We start from the raw sequence: 15,532 nt of genomic DNA, 5'->3' as shown, positions 1-15,532 counted from the left end.
ATCCGTCGCTATCTTGCGCCATAGGACAGAAAACGGTGCCATGCGATGCCACAGGATCGATATCAGACGGTGCAGGAAGTGGCTGATCGCCTGAGGGTCAGCGAGGCGACGGTTCGCCATTGGATCAGGGACGGCGATCTTCGGGCAATCGATATCGGCAAGGGGTGGCGGGTATCGGATGCGGATCTCGAGGATTTTCTCCGGCGTCACGAAACGCGGCCTCGGGAGACAAGCTCGCAGGATCAACTGCGGTGTCCGGGGCCGGAGCTTTCGACGATGCCCGACCGAAGCAGCATTGATGCTTCGCCCCCAACGAGACGGAATACATAGAGGAGAAGGACGAATGCCGATCGAACAAAGCACTCTTTCGAACGCCCATGCGCGCACCGCGGAAGAATGCCTTGCCGCTCTGGATGCCGGGCTAGGTGGTCTTGCCGCGGCCGAGGCAGAGCGTCGGCTGGCTGTCTTCGGTCCCAACCGGCTTCCGGCGGCGGAAGGACGTAGCGCCTTGCGCCGCTTTCTCGGCCAGTTCCACAATGTGCTGATCTACGTCCTCCTCGGTGCAGCCGTCGTCACGGCTGCCCTCCAGCACTGGATCGATACCGGTGTGATCCTTGCGGTCGTGCTTGCCAATGCCGTGATCGGCTTCATCCAGGAAGGCAAGGCGGAGCAGGCGATGACGGCCATCCGCAACATGCTGGCGCCGCATGCCGCGGTCCTGCGGGACGGTCGCCGTGTGACGGTGGACGGCGCGGATCTCGTGCCGGGCGACGTCGTGCTGCTGGAGGCGGGCGACAAGGTTCCCGCCGACATGCGCCTGCTCGAGGCACGTGGCCTTGCCGCCCAGGAAGCGGTGCTGACGGGTGAATCGGTTCCGGTCGACAAGGCGGTGGGGCCGGTCGCGGACGATGCGGCGCTCGGCGACCGCCGGTCCATGCTGTGGTCCGGCACGCTCGTCACCAAGGGTACCGCGCGGGGCGTGATTGTCTCCACGGGGCGGGCGACGGAAATCGGCCGGATCGGCGGGCTTCTCTCCGACGTGCAGGAGATCACCACGCCGCTCGTGCAGCAGATGGATCATTTCGCGCGGTGGCTCACATTCCTGATCCTCGTCGTTGCTGGCCTGCTCCTCGTCTACGGCTACTACGTGGGCCACCACGCATTCTCGGAAATGTTCATGGTCGTAGTCGGTATTGCCGTCGCCGCAATACCTGAAGGGCTCCCTGCCGTCATGACGATCACGCTCGCCATAGGCGTGCAGGCAATGGCCCGGCGCAACGCGATCGTGCGCCGTCTGCCGGCGATCGAGGCGATCGGTTCGGTTTCCGTGATCTGCACCGACAAGACCGGTACGCTCACGCGAAACGAGATGGTGGTGGCAGCCGTCGAGACACCCGACGGCGCATTCGAGGTCTCCGGCGAAGGCTATGCCCCTGAGGGCGAAGTGACGCCAACGGGCGACCTCCAACGCCTTGCGGCCGCCGCTGCCCATTGCAACGATGCGGCGCTCACCTTCCGGGACGACCAGTGGACGGTCGAAGGCGATCCCATGGAGGGAGCTCTTCTGGCCTTCGCGGGCAAGGTCCGCCATCCGCGCGAGGCGCGGCGGATCGATGCGATCCCCTTCGACAGCCGCCACCGCTACATGGCGGTTCTCAGCGAAAACGCCGACGGGCGCGTCACCCATGTCAAGGGCGCGCCCGAGCGAGTGCTTCGAATGTGTGCGGGGCTGGACTACGATCATTGGCACGAGCGTGCCGAGGCGATGGCGCTGCGCGGGCTGCGCGTCCTGGCGCTTGCCGAGCGACGGGAGGAAGCCGACGAGGTCGACGAGGCGAGCCTTTCCGGCAGCCTCACCTTCCTCGGCCTCGTCGGCCTGATCGATCCGCCTCGGCAGGAGTCCATAGCCGCCGTCGCCGAATGCCGTGCAGCCGGTATCCGCATCAAGATGATCACCGGCGACCATGCCGGGACCGCCATGGCGATTGCCCGCCAGATCGGGCTAGAGAACTCCGGCCGCGTTCTGACCGGCGCCGATATTGACAGGCTCGACGACGCCCAGCTTGCCCTTGAGGTGCTGTCGGTCGACATCTTTGCCCGGACCAGTCCGGAGCACAAGCTTCGGCTGGTGACGGCGCTGCAGGCCCACGGGCTCTCGGTCGCGATGACGGGCGACGGTGTCAACGACGCGCCGGCTCTCAAGCGTGCCGATGCGGGGATTGCCATGGGCCTGAAAGGCTCGGAAGCAGCCAAGGAAGCCGCCGACCTGGTGTTGGCGGACGACAATTTCGCGACTATCGCCGCGGCCGTGCGCGAGGGCCGCACCGTCTATGACAACCTCAAAAAGGTCATCACCTGGACGCTGCCGACCAATGCCGGCGAGGCGGCGACGGTGATCCTCGCGCTGCTCGCAGGTCTCGCCTTGCCGGTCACCGCGGTCCAGATACTCTGGGTGAACCTGATAACGGCGGTCACGCTTGGTCTTGCTCTCGCTTTCGAGCCCACGGAAGCCGGCACCATGGAGCGCCCGCCGCGGCCGCGCGACATGCCGATCATGTCCGGCTTTCTGGTCTGGCAGGTGACACTGGTTGCCATTCTCTTCCTGGCGGCCGTTTTCGGTGTCTTCACCTATGCGCTCGATCGTGGCTATCCGCTTCCGCTCGCCCAGACCATGGCGATGAACATGCTCGTGGTGCTGGAAATCTTCCACCTCTTCTTCATCCGCAACATGCACGGCACCTCCCTGACATGGTCTGCGGTGCGCGGCACGCCCGTGGTCTGGCTGGTGGTCGTCATCGTTGTCCTGGCACAGTTCGCGGTCACTTACCTGCCGCCCCTGCAGGCGATCCTCGGCACGCAGTCCGTTCCGCTGGCGGACGGCTTCCTCATCGTCGCGATTGGAGCCGTTTCCTTCACCATCACCGAGATCGAAAAGCAGATCCGTCTGGGTCTGATGAAGCGGAACTCGGGCAAGGTGTCGGCCTCTGATGACTTGTGATGCGGTTGGGACTTCCGGGCCGGAGGTGTAGCGTCGGAATCAGGTGCCCCCGTTCCTGTTGAAAGCCGCGAAGGAGGCTGGATGGCCCATCATCACCACCACCACGGCAGCGAGGCCGGCGACCGCCGGATGATCTGGGCGATCGGCGTCAACCTCGCTCTTACTCTCGCGCAGATCGCCGGTGGCATCCTCTCCGGCAGCCTGTCGCTGATCGCCGACGCCCTCCACAATTTCAGCGATGCAGCCTCGCTGGTCATCGCCGCCTTTGCGCGGCGTATCGCCCGCCGTCCCTCCGACGCGACGATGACCTTCGGCTACGTCCGGGCGGAGGTGGTGGCGGCGCTCATCAACTACACGACGCTGATCGTCATCGGCCTCTACCTCGTCTACGAGGCGGTGATGCGGTTCATCAGCCCCGAGCCGATCGACGGCTGGATCGTGGTCGCCGTCGCTGCCGTCGCCTTGGTGGTCGACCTCGTCACGGCGCTCCTGACCTACACCATGTCGAAGGAGAGCATGAACATCCGCGCCGCCTTCGTCCACAATGTGGCCGATGCGCTTGGGTCTGTCGGCGTCATCATCGCCGGCACGCTCATCCTCCTCTATGACTGGCAGATCGTCGATCCGATCGTCACACTCGCGATCGCCGGCTACATTCTCTGGCAGGCGTTTGCCGAAATCGGCGGGGCGATCCGCATGCTGATGCTGGGCACGCCTCCTGACGTCGACGTGGCGCAACTGATCGAGAGGCTCTGCGGCATAGAGGGCGTGACCGACATCCACCACGTCCACGTCTTCGCCATCGACGAGCGGTTGACGGCGATGGAGGCTCACGTGGTGGTGGCAGAGGGCCACGGCGAGACGGCGGACGCTGTCAGGAACCGTCTGAAGCAGATCGCCAACGCGGAATTCGGCATTGCCCATTCCACGCTTGAACTGACCATTGGCAGGTCATGCTGCGAGGCAGGCGAGGCGAAGGTCATCGGCCACCGCACCGGGCGATCAGCGGGGACGGATGGCTCGAACGGCCATCAACACTGACCGTCGTCGTCGCGGCTAGCTGCGATGCTCCCGCGAGAAGGCGGCAATCTCCGCTTCCGCCTCCGCTCCCCAAAGGTCGAGCGCCTTGAGGATCTCGATCGTGAACGTCACCGGCGCACTGCCCGGCGCGGTGACGACGCCCGCATGCGAGACCGCCTGCGGCTGGTCGCGGTAGAGCGCCTCGCCGCGATAGGCCGCCTGCCGCTTGTGCGACGCGAGTGAGTTTCCGGTATGGGCGACACTGTTCAGGATGCCCGTGGCCGCAAGCGCGCTCGCGGCCGCGCAGATGCCCGCCACGACCTTCCCGGCAGCGTGGAATGCCTGCACATGCGCGGTGAAATCGGGAGCTTCCTCCGTTTCCCAGGCGAGGCCGCCGGGGATCACCAGCGCGTCGAAGACCGCCGGGTCGAGCACATCGTAGGCAAGATCCGGCGTGATCCTCATGCCGCCCATCGAAACGATGGCGTCGCCGTCCGGGGAGGCGGTCACGACATCCGCCTGGAGATAGCTGCGTGCCACCGCCATCAGCAGCGCGCATTCCCAATCTGCGAAATGCGGCGTCAGTGCAATGGCGATGCGGGTCATCTCGGTTTCCTCAGGATCAGGCGATTGCCTGCATGTAGCGCATGCCGGTCACCGGGCGCGGGCGGAAGTCCAACTGCTCGTAGAAGCGGTGGGCGGCGAAATTACCGGTGGCGGCGCTGACGGAAAGATAATCGCAGCCGGCAGTGCGGGCAATCTCGCGGGCCCGCGAAACGAGATGGTGGCCGATGCCGTTGCCGCGCTGGCCGTCGCGGACGAAAAGGTGGTGAAGGTCCATGCCGCGGGTGCCGGTATCGGCCCTGTAGAGTGGCACGAGGATGGCGTATCCCATCAGACCCTCGCCGCTATCGGCCACCAGCGCCTGGATCCACGGCATCGGGCCGAACAGGTCCCGCTCCAGCTTGTCTGGCGTCATTCCGGCAGCATCGCCATGATGGGCCGCGAGAAGCGCGATCATCTCGTTGACCTCGGGAAGATCATGGCGCTTGGCGGCGCGAATGGTGACGACCGCCGGGCGGGGAAGGGTGATTTCAGTGTCTTCGGTCATTTCAGCTTCCTCTGGGTATTTGTGCCGTCAGGAGGAGCCGTCTTGAAACAACAAAGCCGCCTGACGGCGGCTTGTTGACATTGTGATCTGTCGAGCCGCCCGTTACCGGTAGGCCCAAAAATACGTGCAGGAGATGGGTGCGCGTGCGGTGATCATGGCGAAGTAGATGCGCCGGTTTTGACAGGTTGTCAAGCCGCATCATCCGACCAGCCTTCGGGGGCCCTACGCCTCCTTCAGGGTAAAATCGACGCGAACCTCGTCATAGGGAAAACTGACTTTCCCGGCTGCAGTCCTGTCTAGGATGCCGGCGGAGACAAGTGCGGTGACGTCGCCATGAACGGCTTTGATGTCACGACCGACCCTCCGCGCGACCTCGCGAACGGCCATGGCACCTTGACCTGCCATGGCCTGTAGGATTTCCAGCCGCTTGACCGTCAGGACCTTCCAGAGAAGATCAATGGACACAAAGTCGATGCGTGTCCCCTGCGCGTGTCCGCCGAAGGCCGCAGCCACCTGCCGTTTGGTCTCCTGGATAGAGGAAAGGCCAAGCGTCACGACTGAGTGTGATCCTTCATCCATAGTTCGACGTCCTTCCAGAAATCGTCCTGCAGTCGCTCCAAATCCACATAAGCGTAATCGACCTCATCGTGCGGGCTGCCACGAACCGGCTTCGGCACCTGCCATATCCTGATATCCACGAAGCATGTCTCCGTAAGGGTCAGACGTTTCCGCAGCAGAAGCTTCGCCTTCATCGTTGGAGTTTGCTACAACGGTGATCTCCCGTCAATGTTCCGCCTCGCACATGCCGTGGTCGGAAAGCGCCCGGATCACGTAGCAGTCCTCGACCGAATGACCGCTGCAGTGGGAGACGATTCGCTCCAGCTCCTGTTCCAGCTTGCTGAGCTTGGCAATCTTCTCCCGCACCGCAGCCAGGTGTTCCTCGGCAATGCGGTCAGCACCAGCGCAGGGCGCGTCCGGGTGGCGGCTGAGCGCGATCAGGTCGCGGATCGCCGGAATGTCGAAGCCGAGATCCCGCGCATGTCGGATGAAGGCGAGGCGCTCGAGGTCGGTCTTCTCGTACCGCCGTTGATTCCCCTCCGACCGGTGCGCGGCGCTGATCAACCCCATCTGTTCGTAATAGCGGATGGTCGGCACCTTCACCCCGGTCCGCCGCGAAAGATCACCGATCGAAAACATTCTTGAGATTCCTCTTGAAGCTATAGTAGCTAGAGGGATTAGCTATGCCGTCACCGACATCGAAACAAGAGAAGGTGACATCATGAGTGCATCCTGCGGCCATCACCACGGCACGTTCGAGGGGCTTTCGCCCGACTACAAACGACGGCTCTGGGCCGTCATCGCCATCAATGCAACGATGTTCGCGGTCGAGATGACGGCCGGCCAGATGGCGCGCTCGCAGGCGCTGCAGGCGGATGCGCTGGATTTCTTCGCCGATGCCGTGACCTACGGGATCTCGCTCTCCGTCATCGGCGCCTCGATCCGCGTCCGCACCACCGCCGCTGCGGCCAAGGGAATCAGCCTCTTTCTGATGGGGCTCTGGGTCTTCGGCTCGACGATCTGGCGGTTCTTCTACAATGGCGTCCCGGAGGCCCCGATCATGGGCGTGATCGGCCTCCTTGCGCTTGCCGCCAATCTCCTGAGCGTCCTCTTGCTGGTGAACTACAAGGATGGCGACGCCAATGTCCGCTCGGTCTGGCTCTGCTCCCGCAACGATGCAATCGGCAATGTCATCGTCATGATCGCCGCACTCGGTGTCTGGGGGACGGCCACGGCATGGCCCGACCTCGCGGTCGCCGCCATCATGGCAGGCCTCTTCCTGTCCTCCTCGGTCCAGATCCTGCAGCAGTCCTGGCGGGAATGGCAATCAGGCGGCGCGGTGTCGCTCGATCCCCATGCGGGTCAAAGCCATGATGCGGAAAGCGGGATGAACAGGGAGGCAGGTGCATGTGGCGCCGCGTCCGCTTGCTGCGGTGACAGCCATTCGACGGCCAACAGTGAGGTGCATCGATGAAGAAGCGATGCGGCCCTCCGGGCCGCTATCGTCTACCCGCAGGCAGGAAGATCAGAATTCGCCGAACTCGCGGTAACGCTCCGCCACCCATTCCTCGCCACGCGGCGAAACGCTGGAGGGGCGCGATGTCTCGGGCTCGGCCCGGGCGGTCTTGCTTCCATCGCCGACGATCCAGAGCGCGTTGGCGAGGGAGGTGGAAAGCAGCGTGCTGCTCTCGACCGTCGAAGCACTCAATCTCGTCGGCGCTTCATTCTCGCGCAGTGTCGATTCCTCTGACCGGCGCTCGACGTCGGAGGACCGGCTCTGATAGTTATAGCTGCTGAGGCCACTCTCGATCTTCATGGAAGACCCCTAGGTTCAATCGTTAATAAATGGTTAACGTTGGAACCTTGCGCGAACCTTGCCTCGAGCGCGGGTGGGGCGAATCAGGCCCTTGACAGATTCGTGAATAGCAGCATGCGCTGATTTGCGTCCGTGGGTTGTGCAATGCACTCGTCAGTCGGCGTGGCGCTCAGAGGCCGGTCTCCGCCACAAGACGCTCCCGATCGGGTTCGAATTCCAGCTTCTCCAGCGATCGTCTCTGCGCGATCGCCGCGAGCCGTCGCGCGGCAGGCCGCATCTCCGGATGCGCGGCCGCGGCAACTGCCGCCAGCGCCTTCTGCAGGCGGATGGACACTTCAACCAGACCGGCCCCGTCGCGCGATATCGGCATGAAGGCTGCGTCGATGAGATCGTCTTCCCGCAGCTGTGGAAGGTGGACGTGCGGGTAGGAGATATCCCGGTCCTCCCGGTCCCGCTCCTCCTTGCCATCCGGAACCAGCACCCGCACCAGCGTGGCGAGAACGTCGATCGCGGTTCCGGGATCGTTGATGCCGGGCGAGAGCGCGCGCGAGCCGATCTCGGACAGGGCGATCAGCCCGAAGCGTGGGTCCTGGTCGTAGGACCGGCGCGGGCCGAGCGTGAAGGCCGCCCGGATCCCTGCCGTCAGCGCCGCATCATAGGTGGCACTTGCATCGTGCAGGACGACGGAGGCGATGGGCGTGGAGGGATCGCAATGCCCGCCGGGCCGCCGTCGCACATAGATGTCCAGGTCACCCTTCTCGGCAATGGCCGAAAGGGCCTTCACATCGAGATGCTGCAGGTAGCCGACGCTGTCATGCTGAATCTCGATTGCCCCGTCAGGCACGTCCTGAAGCAAGGGAACGCAGCCGAGATAGGGCGTGCGCCGGTGGGCCCGGTAGGCCCGCGCGACGGCTTTCTCCACCCGGGTGATCGTCTCGCCGACCCGCCCGAGGCCCGCAAGATGGTCGATCCATTGCAGGAGGGTGACGACGATCAGCACCACCACGACCAGCGTCGCGATGAAAAGGATGAACCTCCCGCCCGCTCCATAGAGCTCGGTGTTGAGCGCGATCAGTCCGACGAGAGAGAAGAGAAAGCTGCCGAGAAAGGTGGAAAGCGCCCGCTGCGCAGTCGTATCCTCAAGAAGCAGGGAGGTCGCGCGCGGCGTGGTGCTGGATGAGGCGGCGGTCGTGGCGGAGACGAGGGTGGTCATGGAGAAGGTCGTCACCGCCAGCATGCTGGAGGCGATGATCGACAGGATGGAATCGACTGCATCGGCACCGACCTTTCGCGGCAGGTCGGAGGGCATGTACGGATCGGCGAGGATCGCCGCCACGGCCACCGCAACACCCACGAGGCAATAGATTGCCGCGCGGACCCAGAGCCGCCGCAGGTAGCGCACGAGGATCCACCACCGCCTCGAAATCATGTCCGTCCCCACCGCTCAGTTTCAACGTCAATTCGGCAAGGGGTACGGAAGTTCCACCCGCCTCGTGAAGCGCAGCCGGGCGATGGGCAGCGGTGCCTACATCTTCCCGGCCACCTTGATGGCGAACGCATATTCGAAGGCGATCTCCTCCAGCCGCTGGAATCGGCCGGACTTGCCGCCGTGGCCGGCCGCCATGTTGGTCTTCAGCAGGTATGGCCCCGCGTCCGGCGCCTTCTCGCGCAGCCTGGCGATCCACTTTGTCGGCTCCCAGTAGGTGACGCGCGGATCGGTTAGGCCGGAAAGCGCCAGGATCGGCGGGTAGGGCCTGGCGCCGACATTGTCATAGGGGCTGTAGGCGGCGATCCATCGGTATTCCTCTTCCGACTCCAGCGGATTGCCCCATTCCGGCCATTCCGGCGGGGTGAGCGGCAGCGTGTCGTCGAGCATGGTGTTGAGCACGTCGACGAAGGGAACGGCGGCGATGATGCCGGCGAACTTCTCCGGTGCCATGTTGGCGATCGCCCCCATCAGCATCCCGCCCGCCGATCCGCCCTCGGCGATGATGTTCGCGTAGGACGTGAACTTCTGCTCCACCAGATGATCAGCCGCGGCGATGAAGTCCTTGAAGGTGTTCTCCTTCTTCTTCATCTTCCCGTCTTCGTACCAGGCGAATCCCTTGTCCTTGCCGCCGCGGATATGGGCGATGGCATAGACGAAGCCGCGGTCGGCGAGCGACAATGCATTGGTGGAGAAACTCGCGGGGATCGTTATCCCATAGGCGCCATAGCCGTAAAGCAGGCAGGGCGCCGAACCGTCGAGCGGCGTATCCTTGCGGTACAGCAGCGAGACGGGCACCAGTTCGCCGTCATGCGCAGGCGCCATCACCCGGCGGGTGACGTAGTCGTCAGGATTGTGCCCGGACGGCACTTCCTGCGTCTTCAGAAGCACCCGCTCGCGCGTCGACATATTGTAGTCGAAGAGCTGGGAGGGCGTCGTCATCGACGAATAGGAGAAGCGGATCACCTCTGTCTCGTATTCCGCCGCACCCTGCAGCCCAAGCGAATAAGCCTCCTCGGCGAAGGAGATGGCATGCTCCTCGCCATTCTGCCGGTCGCGGATGACGATCTGCGGCAGCCCGTCCTTGCGCTGCAGCCAGACGAGGTGCCGGGCAAAGGCCATGTGGCTGATGATCAGCCGCCCCGGCTCGTGCGCCACGACCTCGCGCCAGTTCGCCTTGCCTGGGGCCTCAACCGGCGCTTCCATGATCTTGAAATCCTTGGCGCCGCCGTCATTGGTAAGGATGTAGAAGACGTCGCCGCCCTCCGTCATCGAATATTCGATGCCCTCGACCCGCTCGGCCACCAGCATCGGCTCGGCCATCAGGTCCTTGGTCGAGAGGAGGCGGTATTCCGAAGTCTCGTGGTCGTGCACGTCGATATAGATGAAGTCGTCCAGCAGCGACCCGCCGACGCCCATGAAGAAGCCCGGGTCCTTTTCCTCGTAGACCAGCCGGTCTTGGGACTGCGGCTGGCCTACAATGTGGTGGAAGACCTTGGACGGACGGTGATTCTCGTCCTGCAGCGTGTAGAAGAAGCTCTTGCCGTCGGGCGCCCAGACGCCGCCGCCACCGGTGTTCTCGATCACGTCCGGGAGGTCTTCGCCGCTTTCCAGATCGCGGATCCTCAACGTGAAATATTCCGACCCCTTGTCGTCGTAGCCCCAGATGCCGAAGCGGTGGTCGGTCGTGTGGTCGAGACCTGCCAGTCGGAAATAGTCCTTGCCGCTGGCCTCCTTGTCGCCGTCGAGCAGCAGCTTGCGGCTCGCTTCATCCCTGTGGTCGGCGTCGCGGGGGATGCGGAAGTAGCGCGGCTGCTCGCCGCCGGTCACATAGGCGGTGCCATAGGCGAAGGGGCCGTCCTTCATCGGCACGGAAGAATCATCCTCCTTGATCCGGCCCTTCATCTCGGCAAACAGCGTCTTCTGCAGCGCCACCGTGTCGGCCATGGCGGCCTCCATATAGGCGTTTTCCGCTTCCAGGTGCCGCCGCAGTTCCGGCTCGAGCAGGCTCGGATCCTTGAACATCGCCTGCCAGTTCTCGGCCCGCATCCAGGCATAGTCGTCGCTGCGGGCGATCCCGTGGCGCGTGTCCGAAACGGGTTTCTTTTCAGCGGCGGGCGGGGAGGGCAGGTTCTGGAAGACGGGCTTGCGGGAGACGGCCAAGGAAGCACTCCGGTTTTTGGAAACGGAGTGCCACAGATAGGCGGCGGGTCGCCGGGAGGCAAGCGTCGGCGTGAGCTTGCCGGGTCGCCCCGAACTCACCCCGGCAGGTGCGGTACCGTGCGACGTTCCGGAAACAGTTCGTTGGCGATCGTCATGACGATCAGCGACAGCGGCAGGGCAAGCATGGCGCCGACTGCGCCCCACATCCAGGTCCAGAAGATGATGGCGATGAACACCAGGAAGGGGTTGATCTCCCACTGGCGGCCCATGATGGCAGGGAAGATCAGGTTCTCCATGATCAGGTGCACGATGAAGAAGACGAAGGCGGGCATCAGGCCGATAATCAGCGTGTCATGCGTCAGCACCCCGCCGAGCGCCACGGAAAAGGTCATCAGCGTAATGCCGAGATAGGGGATGAAGCTTGAGATGAAGGCGAAGATCCCCCACATCGCCGGTGCAGCCAGCCCGCCGAAATAGGCGATCAGGGTCATCGATATGCCGAGGCCGAGATAGAGCATGCTGGCGGTGGCGAAATAATAGCCGAGCACCTCCTCCATCGAGTTCAGGACACGGATGGCGATCAGCCGCTGCCTGCGCTGCGGGAAGGCCATGATGACCGTACGCCTCAGCCTGACGCGGCCATAGAGGAAGAGCAGCAGCGCCGCGAAGAAGATCATCGCCTGGATGACGGCGGGAGCCAGGCTGGCGCTCAGGATCGCCAGCACGCTGCTACTGTTTTCCAGCAGCTTTTCCATCGACATCGGCCCCGTCTCGAAGGTCGCTGCGCTGATGTTCAGCCATTCCATCCGCTCCAGATAGGGAAGCATCCGGTCTATCGTCTGTTCAACGAGGGCCGGGCCGCTGTTGATGAAGAAGGCCACCGGCTCCGCCAGCGCGTAGACGATCAGGAACATGACGGCGGCCACGGCAGACGACAGCGTGATCGCGATACCGAAGCGCGGTATGCCGAGTTCCCCCAGTCGTTCTGCGGCCATGCCGAGGATGATGCCCACCACGATTGCCAGCGTGATCGGGATCAGGACGAGCTTCATGTAGGAGATGAGGGCCAGACCGGCGAGACAGAAGAGGCCGATCAGCGCCCAGCTGGCGGCCACCTCGAGGGCGGCGCGGCCGAGTGGGGAGAATTCGGTGGGATCGGCTTCGTCCTCGAGCTTGGCGCTTTCGGCCTTTGCGACCACAAGGTCTGCTGCTGTCCTGATCGGCCTGCGGCCACTGCCGCTGTCTGAAGTCGCCATGTGTCGAGTCCCCGGTGCGCGCCGTCAACGCGCGGCGCGAATACCGGTTCCGGACGTTACGCCGAAAGGGTGATGCCGATGTTCCACGGATCGCTGATCCCCCAGCCTTTGTCCGTTTGCTGCATCGGGATTTGCTTCTCCCGGAGGCTGGCAAGCGTTGATTCGAAGGTGGCGACATCGTTGTAGTGCAGCCGGTAGCCGGCGAGCCCTCTTATGTTTTTCTGCCTGGGTTCCGCCTTGCGGCTGTTCCAGATGTTGACGGCGACATGATGATGATAGCCGCCCGTTGCCATGAAGCTCGCGCCCGGATAATGCGCCATCACCTTGAGGCCGAGAATGTCGCGGTAGAAGCCCTCTGCCTGCGCGACATCTCCTACCTGCAGGTGGATATGGCCGACCGCCGTGCCATCCGCCATTCCCGCAAACGGCTTGTGGGGCGTCTCCGCAAGCAGCGCCCGTAGATCCAGCCGCTCCGTCGCCATCTCGACCGTCCCGTCGTCGTGGTAGGTCCACTCGTCCGGGCGGCGGTCACGATAGATCTCTATGCCGTTGCCTTCCGGGTCGGAAAGATAGAGTGCCTCGCTCACCAGGTGGTCGGACGCCCCTTCGAGCCGCACGTTCTGTTCGCCGGCATGGGAAAGCCAGTGTGCCAGGTCGGCGCGTGTCGGCAGAAGGAACGCGATGTGGAACAGGCCCGCCGCCGACCGCGGCGCGGGGGCCGCGTCGCGGCTTTCGGTGAGTGTCAGCAGCGGTCGGCCGCCGACGCCCAGCACATCCTCTCCGGCGTGCTGCTCGATCGGCGAGAGGCCGATCACTCGCTGGTAGAAGGAAGAGACGGTGGACAGATCGCCGACCGTCAGTTCGACGTGGTCGACGAAGGCGGGTGTGGTCAGTGCAAAGGACGAACCTTCGGTCATGGGAATTCTCCTGCGCGCGAGGCTTGTTCGCACCAATATGGCGGCTCAGGGTCGTTCAATAAAGATCGCCGATGCTGGACAGGACGTTCATTGAAAGTTGACAATGCTTCTGTCGAACTTGATCCCGATCAATGCAGGGTCGACGAAAAGTCGAAGATTGGGAAGCACTGGATGAACGCGGGACCGAAGGAGCCCATCATGTACAGCAAGATCATCGTCGCGGTCGACGTCGCAGCCATCGAGAAAGCCGAACGGATCGTCCCGCGAGCGGTGCAACTGCGTCGCGAGGGCGGTAAGATCCTGCTCGTCGGTGTGGTGGAAGACCTGCCCGGCTATGTGCTCGCCGAAGTGCCGGCCAGCATCTCGCTGGATGCCCGGCGTGATGCGGAGGCGAAGCTGGATGAACTTCGCAAGCGGCACGGGCTCGATGCCGAGCTGGAAGTGCGCCAGGGGGCGCCGGCGAGGGAGCTTCTGGCCGCGGCAGCAGAGCACAAGGCCGACCTCATCATCCTGGCCTCGCACCGTCCGGACCTCTCCAACTATTTCCTCGGCGCCACGGCCGACCGCGTGGTTCGTCACGCCCAGTGCTCGGTGCTCGTGGACCGCTGAGCCCGCATCACATGAGAATGAGAGAAGGATACTGATTGATGGACATCGCCAGGTACAAGGCCATTCTGACGGAGCGCAAGCGGGAACTCGATACCCGCCTGCACAAGATCGAAGAGGACTTCGAGCAGCCGCGCAATCCCGATGATGACGACCGCGCTGTCGAACGCAACAATGACGAGGTCCTGGAAGAACTCGGCGAAGCTGGCCAGAAGGAGCTCGCCGCGATCGATGCCGCACTCGGCCGGATTGCGGCGGGTACCTTCGGAACCTGCGTGAAGTGTGGCGACCCGATTTCCGAGGAGCGACTCGACGTCGTTCCGCATACGCCGTTCTGCAAGACCTGCGCGGCCGCTCTTTGACAGGTTGAAATTCTTTTTGAATCAACAGCCTCTTGCCTCGCGGCGCCTGTGCGATCATTTTTGTCGGACTGGTGCCGCGAGGATTGCATGAGCGAGTTGTTCAGCTTTGGACGGAAATACGATTTCCACGAGATTGTCGCCGATGGTATCGTCCACGGAATTGGCATCGTGCTGGCGCTGATCGGCGTCACGGCGCTGATCTTCTACGCGACCCTCTGGGCAAGCCTCGGCGAGATCGCAGCCGCCTGGGTTTACGGGCTGGGCCTTCTTCTCTGTCTGTCGATCTCGTTCACCTACAATATCTGGCCGCATTCCCGCACCAAGTGGATACTGCGCCGTCTCGACCATTCGGCCATCTTCATATTGATCGCGGCGACCTATACCCCCTTTCTCGTGCGTGGCACCCATGACCCGCTGATCCTCTTCATGCTCGTCGCGATCTGGCTGACGGCGATCCTGGGGATAACCCTGAAATGCCTGTTTCCTGGCCGATACGACCGGTTGGCGATCCTCCTCTACCTCGCCATGGGATGGAGCGGCGTCATCGTCGCAGTGCCGATCTCGAGCTACCTCCCGACCATCACCGTCTGGCTGATCGTCGCCGGCGGCATCATCTATTCGCTGGGCGTCATCTTCCACGTCTGGGAGCGGCTGCGTTTCCAGAACGCCATCTGGCACGCTTTTGTGGTCGTTGCCTCCGCCGTGCATTACGGCGCCGTGATCACCAGCTTCAGTCTGTCGGGTACGGGATTCTAGCCACGTCGCCGGCACAGGCGCCGGTTGCCTGCAGGCTTTTCACCATGTGCTTGAAGATGGGTCGGAGCAGTTTCACGTCCCAGCGGTGATAGTCGTACTCGAAGAAAGCGGCGGCGCCGTCGCAGATCTCGATTGCGTGGACGTAACGGATGATCCCGTCCCCGGACATGTCGAAGGTGGCCGTGCGCGGCTGGATGTTCTCGTAGTTCACCCGCCAGCCATCGGCGACCGCGGCGTCGAGCCGGTCTCTCGCTTCTTCCTCGAATGTCCGTCCCATCAGGATCGTGCCATGGACCCGCAACTGACCGTGCTCGACGGCATAGGTCACTCCGTCCCCGCTGTCGGAGAGAACGGGCTGTTCGGCACCGGGAGGGACGTGGAGACGATAGCCGTGCCGCTCGTTCTCATAGGTCCGCCACTGCGCCTCGGCGGTGCTGGCAAGCACGAGCATCATGCCTGCCGCCAGTAAGGATCTGATGTTTC

Annotated in this window: 18 protein-coding genes; 7 read left to right on the top strand and 11 right to left on the bottom strand. The window is 63.6% G+C overall.

Translation table 11 applies throughout. The features are described from left to right. The first annotated feature begins 45 nt into the window (after positions 1 to 45). From ACEPP2_RS17220 to ACEPP2_RS17210, 3 genes are all read left to right on the top strand, one after another. A complete protein-coding gene (locus tag ACEPP2_RS17220) occupies positions 46 to 330 on the top strand; it encodes a helix-turn-helix domain-containing protein (RefSeq protein ID WP_077547684.1) in 285 nt (94 codons plus the stop codon). A 13-nt stretch (positions 331 to 343) separates the two neighbouring features. Continuing rightward, entirely contained in the window at positions 344 to 2,998 is a 2,655-nt protein-coding gene (locus tag ACEPP2_RS17215; RefSeq protein ID WP_395517302.1) for a cation-transporting P-type ATPase, read from the top strand. An 81-nt stretch (positions 2,999 to 3,079) separates the two neighbouring features. Further along, positions 3,080 to 4,039, top strand: coding sequence for a cation diffusion facilitator family transporter (locus tag ACEPP2_RS17210; RefSeq protein WP_395517301.1), 960 nt, complete (start codon positions 3,080 to 3,082; stop codon positions 4,037 to 4,039). A 15-nt stretch (positions 4,040 to 4,054) separates the two neighbouring features. Here ACEPP2_RS17210 and ACEPP2_RS17205 read toward each other — a convergent pair whose 3' ends face one another. The 5 genes from ACEPP2_RS17205 to ACEPP2_RS17185 all read right to left on the bottom strand — a co-directional run bounded on the left by ACEPP2_RS17205 (position 4,055) and on the right by ACEPP2_RS17185 (position 6,326). Then, positions 4,055 to 4,624: a DJ-1/PfpI family protein gene (locus tag ACEPP2_RS17205; RefSeq protein ID WP_395517300.1), complete on the bottom strand. Its 570-nt coding sequence runs from the start codon at positions 4,622 to 4,624 to the stop codon at positions 4,055 to 4,057. Positions 4,625 to 4,640: 16 nt separating this feature from the next. Further along, complete coding sequence (locus ACEPP2_RS17200; protein WP_052637499.1) at positions 4,641 to 5,129, bottom strand: GNAT family N-acetyltransferase; 489 nt, start codon at positions 5,127 to 5,129, stop codon at positions 4,641 to 4,643. A gap of 222 nt (positions 5,130 to 5,351) precedes the next feature. After that, positions 5,352 to 5,708 carry an HVO_A0114 family putative DNA-binding protein gene (locus ACEPP2_RS17195; protein WP_395517299.1) on the bottom strand — a complete coding sequence of 119 codons (357 nt, stop codon included), beginning with the start codon at positions 5,706 to 5,708 and terminating at the stop codon, positions 5,352 to 5,354. After that, positions 5,681 to 5,881 (bottom strand): hypothetical protein, encoded by a 201-nt coding sequence (locus ACEPP2_RS17190; protein WP_395517298.1) that lies wholly within the window; start codon positions 5,879 to 5,881, stop codon positions 5,681 to 5,683. The genes ACEPP2_RS17195 and ACEPP2_RS17190 overlap by 28 nt, the downstream gene beginning before the upstream one ends. 31 nt (positions 5,882 to 5,912) lie before the next feature. Continuing rightward, positions 5,913 to 6,326, bottom strand: a complete 414-nt coding sequence (locus tag ACEPP2_RS17185) for a MerR family transcriptional regulator (RefSeq protein ID WP_395517297.1) — start codon at positions 6,324 to 6,326, stop codon at positions 5,913 to 5,915. A gap of 82 nt (positions 6,327 to 6,408) precedes the next feature. Here ACEPP2_RS17185 and ACEPP2_RS17180 point away from each other — a divergent pair, with 82 nt between their 5' ends. Further along, positions 6,409 to 7,161, top strand: a complete 753-nt coding sequence (locus ACEPP2_RS17180) for a cation transporter (protein WP_395517296.1) — start codon at positions 6,409 to 6,411, stop codon at positions 7,159 to 7,161. Between the two features lie 51 nt (positions 7,162 to 7,212). Here the strand turns inward: ACEPP2_RS17180 and ACEPP2_RS17175 are convergent, their stop codons facing one another. The 5 genes from ACEPP2_RS17175 to ACEPP2_RS17155 form a co-directional block, all read right to left on the bottom strand. Continuing rightward, a complete protein-coding gene (locus ACEPP2_RS17175) occupies positions 7,213 to 7,503 on the bottom strand; it encodes a hypothetical protein (protein WP_395517295.1) in 291 nt (96 codons plus the stop codon). A gap of 169 nt (positions 7,504 to 7,672) precedes the next feature. Next, positions 7,673 to 8,932 (bottom strand): DUF2254 domain-containing protein, encoded by a 1,260-nt coding sequence (locus ACEPP2_RS17170; RefSeq protein ID WP_077547693.1) that lies wholly within the window; start codon positions 8,930 to 8,932, stop codon positions 7,673 to 7,675. Between the two features lie 96 nt (positions 8,933 to 9,028). After that, complete coding sequence (locus ACEPP2_RS17165) at positions 9,029 to 11,152, bottom strand: S9 family peptidase (RefSeq protein ID WP_395517294.1); 2,124 nt, start codon at positions 11,150 to 11,152, stop codon at positions 9,029 to 9,031. A gap of 95 nt (positions 11,153 to 11,247) precedes the next feature. Next, positions 11,248 to 12,408 (bottom strand): AI-2E family transporter, encoded by a 1,161-nt coding sequence (locus ACEPP2_RS17160; protein WP_142588724.1) that lies wholly within the window; start codon positions 12,406 to 12,408, stop codon positions 11,248 to 11,250. Between the two features lie 56 nt (positions 12,409 to 12,464). Further along, positions 12,465 to 13,325, bottom strand: a complete 861-nt coding sequence (locus tag ACEPP2_RS17155) for a VOC family protein (RefSeq protein WP_395517293.1) — start codon at positions 13,323 to 13,325, stop codon at positions 12,465 to 12,467. Positions 13,326 to 13,523: 198 nt separating this feature from the next. Between ACEPP2_RS17155 and ACEPP2_RS17150 the strand changes: the two genes are divergently transcribed. The 3 genes from ACEPP2_RS17150 to trhA all read left to right on the top strand — a co-directional run bounded on the left by ACEPP2_RS17150 (position 13,524) and on the right by trhA (position 15,049). Then, positions 13,524 to 13,934: a universal stress protein gene (locus ACEPP2_RS17150; protein WP_142588726.1), complete on the top strand. Its 411-nt coding sequence runs from the start codon at positions 13,524 to 13,526 to the stop codon at positions 13,932 to 13,934. A gap of 38 nt (positions 13,935 to 13,972) precedes the next feature. Further along, positions 13,973 to 14,293: a TraR/DksA family transcriptional regulator gene (locus tag ACEPP2_RS17145; RefSeq protein ID WP_077547697.1), complete on the top strand. Its 321-nt coding sequence runs from the start codon at positions 13,973 to 13,975 to the stop codon at positions 14,291 to 14,293. An 87-nt stretch (positions 14,294 to 14,380) separates the two neighbouring features. Then, a complete protein-coding gene (gene trhA, locus ACEPP2_RS17140) occupies positions 14,381 to 15,049 on the top strand; it encodes a PAQR family membrane homeostasis protein TrhA (RefSeq protein WP_281978000.1) in 669 nt (222 codons plus the stop codon). Here the strand turns inward: trhA and ACEPP2_RS17135 are convergent. Then, positions 15,024 to 15,503 (bottom strand): hypothetical protein, encoded by a 480-nt coding sequence (locus ACEPP2_RS17135; protein ID WP_395517292.1) that lies wholly within the window; start codon positions 15,501 to 15,503, stop codon positions 15,024 to 15,026. The two genes, trhA and ACEPP2_RS17135, sit on opposite strands and share 26 nt — an antisense overlap. Between the last annotated feature and the right edge of the window lie 29 nt (positions 15,504 to 15,532).

It is taken from the genome of Pseudorhizobium flavum (assembly GCF_044142885.1).
GTDB classification, from domain to species: domain Bacteria; phylum Pseudomonadota; class Alphaproteobacteria; order Rhizobiales; family Rhizobiaceae; genus Neorhizobium; species Neorhizobium flavum.
This window is presented reverse-complemented; position numbering and strand designations above follow the sequence as displayed.

Excerpts from the sequence above, each read along its gene's own strand:
- ACEPP2_RS17215 (WP_395517302.1), top strand. The coding sequence starts at position 344 with ATGCCGATCGAACAAAGCACTCTTTCGAACGCCCATGCGCGCACCGCG.
- trhA (WP_281978000.1), top strand. The coding sequence starts at position 14,381 with ATGAGCGAGTTGTTCAGCTTTGGACGGAAATACGATTTCCACGAGATT.
- ACEPP2_RS17175 (WP_395517295.1), bottom strand. The coding sequence starts at position 7,503 with ATGAAGATCGAGAGTGGCCTCAGCAGCTATAACTATCAGAGCCGGTCC.
- ACEPP2_RS17170 (WP_077547693.1), bottom strand. The coding sequence starts at position 8,932 with ATGATTTCGAGGCGGTGGTGGATCCTCGTGCGCTACCTGCGGCGGCTC.
- ACEPP2_RS17195 (WP_395517299.1), bottom strand. The coding sequence starts at position 5,708 with ATGGATGAAGGATCACACTCAGTCGTGACGCTTGGCCTTTCCTCTATC.
- ACEPP2_RS17185 (WP_395517297.1), bottom strand. The coding sequence starts at position 6,326 with ATGTTTTCGATCGGTGATCTTTCGCGGCGGACCGGGGTGAAGGTGCCG.
- ACEPP2_RS17160 (WP_142588724.1), bottom strand. The coding sequence starts at position 12,408 with ATGGCGACTTCAGACAGCGGCAGTGGCCGCAGGCCGATCAGGACAGCA.
- ACEPP2_RS17150 (WP_142588726.1), top strand. The coding sequence starts at position 13,524 with ATGTACAGCAAGATCATCGTCGCGGTCGACGTCGCAGCCATCGAGAAA.
- ACEPP2_RS17190 (WP_395517298.1), bottom strand. The coding sequence starts at position 5,881 with ATGAAGGCGAAGCTTCTGCTGCGGAAACGTCTGACCCTTACGGAGACA.
- ACEPP2_RS17205 (WP_395517300.1), bottom strand. The coding sequence starts at position 4,624 with ATGACCCGCATCGCCATTGCACTGACGCCGCATTTCGCAGATTGGGAA.
- ACEPP2_RS17145 (WP_077547697.1), top strand. The coding sequence starts at position 13,973 with ATGGACATCGCCAGGTACAAGGCCATTCTGACGGAGCGCAAGCGGGAA.
- ACEPP2_RS17210 (WP_395517301.1), top strand. The coding sequence starts at position 3,080 with ATGGCCCATCATCACCACCACCACGGCAGCGAGGCCGGCGACCGCCGG.
- ACEPP2_RS17180 (WP_395517296.1), top strand. The coding sequence starts at position 6,409 with ATGAGTGCATCCTGCGGCCATCACCACGGCACGTTCGAGGGGCTTTCG.
- ACEPP2_RS17220 (WP_077547684.1), top strand. The coding sequence starts at position 46 with ATGCCACAGGATCGATATCAGACGGTGCAGGAAGTGGCTGATCGCCTG.
- ACEPP2_RS17155 (WP_395517293.1), bottom strand. The coding sequence starts at position 13,325 with ATGACCGAAGGTTCGTCCTTTGCACTGACCACACCCGCCTTCGTCGAC.
- ACEPP2_RS17200 (WP_052637499.1), bottom strand. The coding sequence starts at position 5,129 with ATGACCGAAGACACTGAAATCACCCTTCCCCGCCCGGCGGTCGTCACC.
- ACEPP2_RS17135 (WP_395517292.1), bottom strand. The coding sequence starts at position 15,503 with ATGATGCTCGTGCTTGCCAGCACCGCCGAGGCGCAGTGGCGGACCTAT.